Source organism: Coprococcus intestinihominis (assembly GCF_040096555.1).
In the GTDB taxonomy this organism is placed as follows: Bacteria; Bacillota; Clostridia; order Lachnospirales; family Lachnospiraceae; genus Coprococcus_A; species Coprococcus_A intestinihominis.
This window is the reverse complement of the sequence record NZ_JBBMEK010000107.1, coordinates 1-10,045: the sequence shown is the minus strand read 5'-3', so window position 1 is coordinate 10,045 and position 10,045 is coordinate 1. Positions and strand designations below refer to the sequence as shown.

Annotated in this window: 10 protein-coding genes; 6 read left to right on the top strand and 4 right to left on the bottom strand. The window is 45.0% G+C overall.

Annotated features, from left to right (window positions below; translation table 11 throughout):
* Window positions 1–269: 269 nt before the first annotated feature.
* From WMO25_RS09585 to WMO25_RS09570, 4 genes are all read left to right on the top strand, one after another.
* Window positions 270–2,087, top strand: coding sequence for a DUF885 domain-containing protein (locus tag WMO25_RS09585; protein ID WP_349085131.1), 1,818 nt, complete (start codon window positions 270–272; stop codon window positions 2,085–2,087).
* Between the two features lie 118 nt (window positions 2,088–2,205).
* Window positions 2,206–3,903, top strand: a complete 1,698-nt coding sequence (locus WMO25_RS09580) for a phosphoenolpyruvate carboxykinase (ATP) (protein ID WP_349085130.1) — start codon at window positions 2,206–2,208, stop codon at window positions 3,901–3,903.
* Between the two features lie 195 nt (window positions 3,904–4,098).
* A complete protein-coding gene (locus WMO25_RS09575) occupies window positions 4,099–4,533 on the top strand; it encodes a MarR family winged helix-turn-helix transcriptional regulator (protein WP_117528546.1) in 435 nt (144 codons plus the stop codon).
* A 58-nt stretch (window positions 4,534–4,591) separates the two neighbouring features.
* A complete protein-coding gene (locus WMO25_RS09570; RefSeq protein ID WP_349085129.1) occupies window positions 4,592–5,008 on the top strand; it encodes a metal-dependent transcriptional regulator in 417 nt (138 codons plus the stop codon).
* 104 nt (window positions 5,009–5,112) lie between these two features.
* On the opposite strand, the gene WMO25_RS09565 is transcribed toward WMO25_RS09570, so the two are convergent.
* Window positions 5,113–5,655, bottom strand: a complete 543-nt coding sequence (locus WMO25_RS09565; RefSeq protein WP_349085128.1) for an isochorismatase family protein — start codon at window positions 5,653–5,655, stop codon at window positions 5,113–5,115.
* Between the two features lie 288 nt (window positions 5,656–5,943).
* Between WMO25_RS09565 and WMO25_RS09560 the strand changes: the two genes are divergently transcribed.
* On the top strand, window positions 5,944–6,213 hold the full coding sequence (locus WMO25_RS09560; RefSeq protein ID WP_015513017.1) for an AbrB/MazE/SpoVT family DNA-binding domain-containing protein: 270 nt from the start codon (window positions 5,944–5,946) through the stop codon (window positions 6,211–6,213).
* 155 nt (window positions 6,214–6,368) lie between these two features.
* On the opposite strand, the gene rsmI is transcribed toward WMO25_RS09560, so the two are convergent.
* On the bottom strand, window positions 6,369–7,217 hold the full coding sequence (rsmI, locus tag WMO25_RS09555; RefSeq protein ID WP_349085127.1) for a 16S rRNA (cytidine(1402)-2'-O)-methyltransferase: 849 nt from the start codon (window positions 7,215–7,217) through the stop codon (window positions 6,369–6,371).
* Between the two features lie 257 nt (window positions 7,218–7,474).
* On the opposite strand from rsmI, the gene WMO25_RS09550 reads away from it, so the two are divergent.
* Window positions 7,475–8,248, top strand: coding sequence for a hypothetical protein (locus WMO25_RS09550; RefSeq protein ID WP_349085126.1), 774 nt, complete (start codon window positions 7,475–7,477; stop codon window positions 8,246–8,248).
* Window positions 8,249–8,388: 140 nt separating this feature from the next.
* On the opposite strand, the gene WMO25_RS09545 is transcribed toward WMO25_RS09550, so the two are convergent.
* Both WMO25_RS09545 and WMO25_RS09540 read right to left on the bottom strand, forming a co-directional pair.
* Window positions 8,389–9,123, bottom strand: coding sequence for a tRNA1(Val) (adenine(37)-N6)-methyltransferase (locus WMO25_RS09545; protein WP_349085125.1), 735 nt, complete (start codon window positions 9,121–9,123; stop codon window positions 8,389–8,391).
* On the bottom strand, window positions 9,123–10,025 hold the full coding sequence (locus tag WMO25_RS09540; protein ID WP_349085124.1) for a PSP1 domain-containing protein: 903 nt from the start codon (window positions 10,023–10,025) through the stop codon (window positions 9,123–9,125). The genes WMO25_RS09545 and WMO25_RS09540 overlap by 1 nt, the downstream gene beginning before the upstream one ends.
* Between the last annotated feature and the right edge of the window lie 20 nt (window positions 10,026–10,045).

The window sequence follows — 10,045 nt, the reverse complement described above, 5'->3', positions numbered from 1 at the left end:
ATCGCGTAGGATGCGGATTCGAGTGTGCAGGTAAAAAAACGCAGGCGTAGCGGGCTACGCCGAGGCTTTTCTACCTGTACAATAGGATTCGCAGGCAAGTGAATGGTGTAGTTATTTCGAAAACGATGTACTAGTTATTAATTATAGTATAACCCAAACTCGAATACAACCCGCAAAATAACATAAAAATAGCAGGAGACCGCCATACTATTCCTATGTTATAATATTTACATCACTATTTTGCACTTGCATTTAGGAGGAATCTGTCCATGAAAAATACTTTTCACCGGCTGATCGCCGGTCTGATTGCCGCATCTGTGCTTCTGTGCGGCTGCTCATCCGCCAATATGCTCACATCCGCTGCGGCCCATGAGCTGTATGATCAACGTTACAGCGTCGGTACAGCCAGTGACGAAGTCAATGCGGATTTCGATGATTTTACACGGGAAATTTTTACTGATGCAGTCAGCACAGATGCCCTGACCCTGCATTTTCAGCTCAAGGATCCTTCAGCCTATGATATTGACCTTGATACCATTGACCTTGGACGTATTAATCTGCAGAATCCCATCGATACATTTGTCTCCGACATCAGTACCGATGCGCTCAGACAGGAGCTTCATGATTTTGACTATGAAAAACTCACAGAGAAACAACAGCAGACTTACGATATTCTCGATGAATTTCTGGAAACAGAGCAAACCTATGACAGCAAAACCCTGTTTTACTATCCGGAATATCTGAGCAGTACCTCCGGCACCCAGAGCCTGCTGCCGGTTATGATGTCTGAATATGCTTTTTACAGCCCTGCGGATGTAGATGATTATCTGCTTCTGCTTCAGGATTTTCCGGACTGCTTTAACAATATACTTGATTACGAACAGGAAAAAGCCCATGCCGGCCTCTTTATGTCTGATGAATCTGCGGATGAAGTCATTGCTTCCTGTCAGTCTTTCATCGAAGACCCCGACAACAACATGCTGATTGAAGTCTTTCCTGAAAAACTCGAATCGATTTCCGGTCTGTCAGACAGCGACAAAGCAGATTATATCAAACGAAATGACCAGGCCGTCCATGATTATGTCATTCCTGCCTACCAGTCACTGATCAAAGGCATGGAAGCTTTAAAAGGCAGCGGTACCAACGAGAATGGCCTCTGTTATTTTGACCATGGCAAAGAATACTATGAATATCTTGTCAAAAGCCAGACAGGCTCCGACAAAACCCCCGAAGAACTGATTGAATGGCTGGATGATACGCTGCAGAATACAATAGTTCAGATGGCATTGCTTCTGTCATCCGATGACAGCCTTGCCGACAAACTGGATGAGTCCATTGATATTTCAGAGAACGACCCGAAGATTATTCTTCAAACCCTTCAGTCCTCGCTGAAAGAAGATTTTCCGGATGCAGTTTCCAGCCAATATACACTGAAATATGTTCCCGAATCATTGGAAGACAGCATGAATCCCGCCTTTTATATGATTCCGCCTGTGGATGTCACTGACAACAATGTGATTTACCTGAATAACAGCCAGATTACTGACAATCTGTCCCTTTTTACGACACTGGCCCATGAAGGCTATCCCGGACATCTCTATCAGCAATCTGACTTCTCCGCCACAGACCCGGATCCCCTGCGCCAGGCTATGAACTTCCTTGGTTATGTGGAAGGCTGGGCCACTTATGCCGAAAATATGTCTTACACATGGACCGGTCTGGATGACAATCTGGCCCGCTGCCTGCAGCTCAATCAGGATATCACGCTGGCACTCTACGGCCGGATCGATCTTGGCATTCACTATGAGGGCTGGACCACTGACGATGTGACGGAATTTCTGTCCGACTATGGCCTCGACGATGACGAAACCGTTCATTCCGTTTTTCGCGCCATTGTCTCCGATCCTGCCTCCTACCTTCCATACTGCATCGGTTATATGGAATTTAAAGAACTCAGAGATGATACCGAAGAAACCATGGGTGATGATTTTAATTTAAAAGAATTTCATCAATGTATCCTAAACATCGGACCATGTTCCTTTGATGTTTTAGAGAAATATATGCAAAAAGATTATATTAGAGCTTGATTATCCTGTTCAACTTGACATTCACTCTTTAATCAACTAAACTATTGATTAGTGGTATACGCTGTACAAGCATGTACAAGCGTTCGACTTGAATTATTATTTCAGGAGGAGTATAGATATGTCAACAAAAGCTTATTATCCACTCAACGAAATCGGTGCCGGAAAAGTTGGTTTTTCCAAGACACGTTCTATCATCGAAGCTGCCTTCTACGGCAATAATGTTGTCAAAGTCAACACATTGAAAGAAGCTTATAATCTGGCCAAGAATTCACCTGGTACGATCGTAACAGATATGCCTGTTTACAGAGGTGAAGAATTCGGTCTTGACAGTGATGCAAGAGTACTTCTGTTCAATGACGGTGCCATCACAGGCCGTTACGCAACAGCCCGACGTATCGCAGGCGAACCCGGCGTTGACTGTGACGCACTGGACAAAGTTGTTATGGATGCCGTTTACACGGCAAGGTTCAAGAAATTGTATCATGCAACCGTTTACGCAGGCCTTGACCCTGAATTCATGGTGAAGTGCCACCTGCTGATTCCTGAAGGTGAAGAGAACATTCTTTACAACTGGATGCTGAACTTCCAGTATATGTCCGATGACTATGTTAAGATGTACAAAGCTTCCAAACCTGTCGGCGACGGCAAAGAAGCAGATATCTATATTTTTTCAGATCCACAGTGGATTCCGAACGAAGCACCTGGTGTCAGCCTTGACTGCTTAAGCGATCCTGCCAAGAAGACACTCTGCTATTTCAATACAGAGACAAACTGTGCATGCATCCTTGGTATGAGATACTTTGGTGAGCACAAGAAGGGCACACTGACAATGGTATGGGCCATCGCCAACCGCAACGGCTATGCTTCCTGCCACGGCGGCCAGAAGGAATACCTTCTTCCTGACGGCTCCAAGTACGTTGCTTCCGTTTACGGCCTGTCAGGCTCCGGCAAGTCCACTCTGACACATGCCAAACACGGCGGCAAGTATGAGATCAAAGTCCTCCATGATGATGCTTTCATTATCAATACAGATACATGCTCATCCATTGCCATTGAACCGACATATTTCGACAAGACTGCGGACTATCCGACAGGCTGCGCTGACAACAAATTCCTTCTGACAGCTCAGAACTGCTCCGCTACAATGGATGAGGACGGCAAGATCCAGCTTGTCACAGAAGATATCCGTAACGGCAATGGCCGTGCCATCAAGTCCAAGCTCTGGTCTCCGAACCGTGTGGACAAGATTAACGCCCCTGTTAATGCGATCTTCTGGATTATGAAAGACCCTACAATTCCACCGGTTGTTAAACTGAAAGGAGCTTCCCTTGCTTCCGTTATGGGTGCCACACTGGCAACAAAACGTTCTTCTGCAGAGAGACTTGCGCCTGGCGTTGACCCGAACAAACTGGTTGTTGTTCCTTATGCCAACCCATTCAGAACATATCCTCTGGCTAATGACTATGAGAAGTTCAAGAAACTGGTTGAAGAGAAGCACGTTGACTGCTACATCGTTAATACCGGCGATTTCATGGGCAAGAAAGTCCAGAAAGAAGATACTCTGGGTATCCTCGAAGCTATTGTTGAGAAACGTGCTGATTTCCATCAGTGGGGTCCGTTCTCCGATATCGAGATCATGGATTGGGAAGGTTTTGTGCCTGATATGCAGGACAAGAACTACACAGATCAGCTCAAAGCCCGCATGAACGACCGTGTCAACGAGATCAAAGCTTTCGCCACAGAAAAAGAGGGCTATGACAAGCTTCCTGATGATGCACTGGCTGCTATCCAGAAGGTTGTTGACGAACTGAAATAATTTAAATCATATCATAGAATTTTCCGACAGGAGGAGATGTCATCTGCATCGCCTCCTGTTTGCTTTTCATCCCTTTATTTTTCTTGCCGTCACATGGTACAAATGTTATAATGAGCCTTAGATATATGTACGTTATGGACTTCAGACAGGTCACATGTCAGAAGGTACAGAATAATTGTGAAAGGTTTATTTTTTATGGATAATTATGATCAGCTGAACGAAATCCTTGTTTATCTTTTTGATCATGCACTGGATATTGAACGGAATTTTCTTATCAGGGACACCTTCAAGGATATCTCCGTCAATGACATGCATGTCATCAATGCCATCGGTCTTCACAACGAAGTCAATATGTCCTCCCTTGCCAAGAAGGTAGGCGTCACCGTGGGCACGCTGACCATTGCCATCAACGGACTGGTTCGAAAGGAATATGTTCTTCGAACCCGCAGTGAAACAGACCGTCGTGTTGTTCTCGTATCTCTCACCGAGAAGGGCGAATCCGCCTTCCGGCATCATGAGGATTTCCACACCCGTATTGTAGATGCCATCCATGCCTCTCTGACCGAAGAGGAATGCCGGATCCTGATCAAGGGACTCTCCTCCTTTGAGAAGAATCTGAAGGATATCTGAGCACTGCACCCATCAAAAGACACAGAACCGACCTCACAAGTTGAAAGGTGGTAATAAAATGAAAGAAGAAACAACACGATTATCCGCGTCTTTGGAAGATTATTTAAAGGAAATATACCTTTTGAACCTTGAAGGTCAGAAAGTGCGCATCACAGATATTGCCCGTTCCCTGGGTATCTCCAAGCCAAGTGTCAACCGGGCCATGAATACCTTGAAGGAACTGGAACTGCTGGAACATGAGCATTACGGCAAGATTACCCTGACGGACGCAGGCCGTGACACAGCCAAGAATATCCTTGATACCAACAAGATCGTCTATCGTTTTCTCACGGAGATCCTTGATGTAGACGAACAGACAGCTCTTGCCGAAGCAGATCTGATGGAACACGACATCAGCAAAGGCACCCGCAAGAAACTGAAGAAATTCATCAAGAAATCTACTGATAAGAAATCCGCCGACAAAAAGGCCAAATAATAGACAAAATCCCTCATTTCAAAACCCAATGGCTTCTGAACCATATTGTTTTGAAATGAGGGATTTCTTCATCATATTCTATTATTTCACGCTCTTATAAGATACTATTTCACAAGTTTGGAAATGGCCTTAAAGCATGGATTCGTTGAGTCCAGGGTCAGTTCGAACAGGACTGCTTCCGCTGTTGTCACAAGAATACCTTCCTGGATTGCTCTCTCAATGGCTATCTTCTTGTCTGCTTCCCGCCGTGAAGCAACTGCATCCACCACCATCACCGGCTGGAATCCTGCTGCCTTCAGATCGATACAGGACTGAAGAACACAGATATGTGCTTCTGTTCCCATCACAAGAATATTCTTCTTCCCCATACTCTCAAGCTTATCAAGAACCGCCTTATTTCTGCAACAGCTGAAAGATGCCTTCTCACAGTATTCCGTTGTGCCTGCTGCCTCATAAAGTGACGGCAATGTATAGCCCAGTCCCTTTGTATACTGCTGAACGATCACCGTCGGAATCGACAGCACCTGAAGGCCTTTCAGAAGCATTGCAGCCTTCTCTTCGCAGGCCTTTGTCTCATTCATGGCCATCATCAGCTTCTCCTGCATATCAATCACAACAGCGCCTGTTTCTTCTGGTAAAATTCTCATCGTAAACCCCTCCATTATCTTTTTGTTTATCCGACATTTATAACCCCCGTGTCAGATATTCTCTCATTTATTTTACCATCTGCACCCCGATATGACAATATATTTTCCACCAACATACTGGAAAATTTCAACAATTTCAGTTGACATCTTCTTTCTTAAATGATATATTAAAACGCAGATAAATATGTATGTCAATGGAGACAATCGAAACACTTGTTTTGGTTGTCTTTTTTTGTTTTCCGCAGGCACGATTTCCCTTTGCCTGCCTGAAATAAGGAGGTTTTTTTGATGAAAAGCACAGGTGTTGTAAGAAAGCTGGATGATCTCGGAAGAATTACGCTCCCTATTGAGCTCCGACGCAACCTGAATATCGGCGAACATGACCCGCTTGAAATCTTTGTAGATGACGATCGCATTATTTTGAGAAAATATGAAGCCAGTGATATCTTTACCGGCAATATGGATGAACTGATTGATTTCCATGACAAGAAAGTTTCCAAGCAGTCCATTATGGAAATGGCCCGTCTTGCAGGACTTCATGTGATTGAGGGTGTCTGAAAATAAAAAATACTCATTGGCTTAGCCCTCTGATTACATGGATTTCCTTTCGGGTATCTATGTAATCAGAGTGTCACAGTTCTTCGTTCTACTTCGTTCGTTGCAAAACGAGTGCCACTGGCACTCTGCACCCCTCAATCATAATTTGCCTTAATTCATTTTACATCCACCAAATACTGATAAATATCCCGCTTCGTCACACCTCTGTCCGCTGCCACGCGCTTCATCGCTTCTTTCTTCTGAAGGCCTTGGCTCATATACAGCGCCATATGATCTTCAATGGACATACTCTCCCATGACTGCTGCTGTTCCTCATCCAGTTTCTTCTGAGAAACCCCATCCAGCACAAGCACGATCTCCCCCTTCGGCTCATTGGCCTGATAATAGGCATACGCTTCACCAAGAGTAGCTCTGAACACCGTTTCGTGGCGTTTTGTAATCTCTCGGCATACAGAAACCTTCCTGTCCTCTCCTGCTGCCTCTATCAGCAGCGGAAGTGTCTTCAGCAGCCTGTGCGGGGCCTCATAGAAGACAGTTGTTCTCGTCTCTTTCTTCAAACGTTCAAGAACCACCTGACGCTCCTTCTTATCTGTTGGAAGAAAACCCTCAAAACAGAATCTGCGGGTGGATAAACCGGACAATGTCAATGCCGTAATGCAGGCTGCCGGACCCGGAAGGGAAGTCACTTCTATTCCCGCTTCGTAACAAAAACGCACCAATTCCTCTCCCGGATCAGAAATTCCGGGTGTACCGGCATCCGTAATCAATGCAATGTTCGTACCGTCTAACATCTGATTAACCAGATATTTTGCCTTATCAATTTTGTTAAACTCATGATAACTTGTCATCGGTACATGTATGTCAAAATGATTCAGCAATTTAATGCTGTTGCGTGTATCCTCCGCAGCAATCAGATCCACCGATTTCAGTGTCTCAAGCACACGATACGTAATGTCATCCAGATTGCCGATAGGCGTTGCGCATAAATATAATTTTCCTGCCATTTCTGCCGATTCCTTTCTTTTCTGCTTCTATGCATCATTTTTTCTTTATCATTTTCTCTGCATCATATTTTCACCCCTTCAGCATCCGGGGCTTTAGGCTTTGCTTAATCATCCCTATTATACTATAATCCCCCCTCAAATCCAACTTCCAAAATACCATCCGGACTACAGAAATTCTCCCATCTATGCTATAATAGAACCAACAACTCAGTACGAGCATTTTTCTTCAAAACATCACCATCAAAGGAGAAATCAACATGGAAGGTACAATCAAATACGTCAATCCCGAACAGAAATACGGCTACATCAAAGCCGAAGGCGAACATGACATCAGTTTCAAGATGAAAGAGGGCAGGGAGTATCCACTGAATGCCCATGTCACTTTCGATCTCATCGTCCTTGAGAATTCCCGAAGATATGCGGACAATATTGTTCTTCAGGAACACGGCCCAAAGAAGCACGGCAAATTGAAGATTTCCAATCCTTATGCCCCATCCAAAATTGATAATCAGATTGCTGAGAATAAGGAATCCTGTGCCATTATCAGCGAGCTCATCAGCAAATCCCGCGGCACTAAAGAGACTGTATTTCCCTTCAATGACTATGCATATCTGCCGACTTACTACCATCATCGCCCGGAGAACCAGTGGCTGATCGGTAAGCCAAGCGGCTACTGGATTAACGGCAATTCGCTTCTCTACCTCAAGATCAAGAAGCAGATCCGCTATCAGGGAACAACTCAGGGGAACGGCACAATGGTTCCGAAATATGGCTGCGACAGCCTGCTGCTGGGCAAGCATGTTTACAAGAATATCTGCGCATTTACAAAAAATGCCGGTATTCGCCCTGAATTCTACCATATTGCTTACTTAGATGGCGAGAATTCCGTGGCCATCATCAGTCTGGCGCAGTTGAATACCTTGCTTGAAAAGGGCTACAACGGCATTGCCATCGGCGAATATCCGGGTAAGCGGCCGGATCTGCCTAACCGCTATATGATTCCGGTCACCTGCTTCAAAGAATACCGTTAATAACCGATTTTTATCGGATATAGGATACCGAATGAATGATCCATATTACATGCAGCAGATAAAATGCAGAAAAAAGGCGGATGAGAAAATTCATCCGCCTTTTTTCTGCATTTTATCTGCTACATCGCTATGCACTTATTCTAATAGCCATAGATATCATAGATCTCCGAAGTATAAACGCCGGGCTTCTCATAAACAATTAGAGGCTTTTCAATCTTAATCATGGATTTTGCCCCTCGGATGCCCTCGATCAGCACCATATTCGGTTCTCTGTCCGCCATAGGGTACACCAGTTTCATTCGCTTCGGCTCAAGCTTATACTTCGTCATCGTCTGAAAAATCTCAACCAGTCTGAATGGCCGATGCACCATATAAAACCTGCCGCCGGGCTTTAACACTTTTGCCCCTTCCCGGACAACATCATCTAATGTGCACAATACTTCATGCCTGGCAATTGCCTTTGGCATATCAGGATTCTTCAGCCCATGGGTATCCGTCATATACGGCGGATTCGTCGTCACAACATCAAAAGAAGCAGCCCCGAATATCCCGGATGCCTCTTTGATATCGCCATTGACAATATCTATCTTCTGCTGAAGCCCATTGCAGGCTACACTTCTGGCCGCCATATCCGCACTTTCTTCCTGAATCTCAAGTCCCGTAAAATGCTCACCCTCCGTCTTCGCTGCCATCAGAATCGGGATAATGCCTGTACCCGTTCCGAGATCCAGTACCCTTTCACCGCGTTTTGCCCGTGCAAAGCCCGAAAGCAGAACCGCATCCATGCCAAAGCAAAACTTTGCCGGATTCTGAATAATACGGTAGCCATTTCTTTGAAGTTCGTCAAATCTTTCACCGGGTAATAAATAATCCATTATAATGATGACTTTCCTTCCTTACGGTCCATCGCCTCAAGAGCTTTCAGCTCCGCATCATTCACATTGCCTTTATCTCTGCGGCGTTTCGAACGGAACTTCAGCTGGCTTACCTTATACTCACGGATCTCTTTCTCGTCATTCTCAAGGGTGACGATCACCTTCACAAGCTGTCTCAGTACGCTGACACTCTGTACTTCACCTTTAAAGCCATCATCTGTCGTCACACGATCACCGATATTCGGCAGCTTGCTGTTGAGCCACTCATACGTCTCCTCTTCATTCTTCAGACAGCACATCAGTCGGCCGCAGACACCGCTGATCTTTGTCGGATTCAAAGATAAATTCTGTTCCTTCGCCATCTTAATCGACACAGGTGCAAATTCCGACAAAAATGTATGACAGCAGAGACTTCTGCCGCAGATACCGATACCGCCCATGATCTTCGTCTCATCACGGACACCAATCTGGCGCAGTTCGATACGTGTCTTGAATACCGAAGCCAGATCCTTCACCAGCTCACGGAAATCAATTCGTCCGTCTGCTGTAAAGTAAAAAAGGACTTTATTGTTGTCAAATGTATATTCCGCATCAATCAGCTTCATCTGCAGTTTGTGCTTGGCAATCTTCTCAAGGCAGATCTTAAATGCGTCTTTCTCTTTCTCTTTATTCTTGCGTTCAATCTCATCGTCTTCCGGTGTTGCAAGACGAATGACAGCCTTCAAAGGCTGTATCACTTTGCTGTCGTCTACTTCACGCGGTGCAATGAGCACATGGCCATATTCAATACCTCTCGCAGTCTCCACAATCACATTCTGCCCCACTTCTATATCCAGATCCAGCGGGTCAAAATAATAGATCTTACCTGCGTTTCGGAATCTCACGCCAATTACCTTTACCATTTTAATTCTCCTTTATTGTT

Bases quoted from the DNA above. Each gene is read 5' to 3' on its own strand.
- rsmI (WP_349085127.1), bottom strand. From the start codon at position 7,217: ATGGCAGGAAAATTATATTTATGCGCAACGCCTATCGGCAATCTGGAT.
- WMO25_RS09550 (WP_349085126.1), top strand. From the start codon at position 7,475: ATGGAAGGTACAATCAAATACGTCAATCCCGAACAGAAATACGGCTAC.
- WMO25_RS09565 (WP_349085128.1), bottom strand. From the start codon at position 5,655: ATGAGAATTTTACCAGAAGAAACAGGCGCTGTTGTGATTGATATGCAG.
- WMO25_RS09540 (WP_349085124.1), bottom strand. From the start codon at position 10,025: ATGGTAAAGGTAATTGGCGTGAGATTCCGAAACGCAGGTAAGATCTAT.
- WMO25_RS09585 (WP_349085131.1), top strand. From the start codon at position 270: ATGAAAAATACTTTTCACCGGCTGATCGCCGGTCTGATTGCCGCATCT.
- WMO25_RS09570 (WP_349085129.1), top strand. From the start codon at position 4,592: ATGAAAGAAGAAACAACACGATTATCCGCGTCTTTGGAAGATTATTTA.
- WMO25_RS09580 (WP_349085130.1), top strand. From the start codon at position 2,206: ATGTCAACAAAAGCTTATTATCCACTCAACGAAATCGGTGCCGGAAAA.
- WMO25_RS09545 (WP_349085125.1), bottom strand. From the start codon at position 9,123: ATGGATTATTTATTACCCGGTGAAAGATTTGACGAACTTCAAAGAAAT.
- WMO25_RS09560 (WP_015513017.1), top strand. From the start codon at position 5,944: ATGAAAAGCACAGGTGTTGTAAGAAAGCTGGATGATCTCGGAAGAATT.
- WMO25_RS09575 (WP_117528546.1), top strand. From the start codon at position 4,099: ATGGATAATTATGATCAGCTGAACGAAATCCTTGTTTATCTTTTTGAT.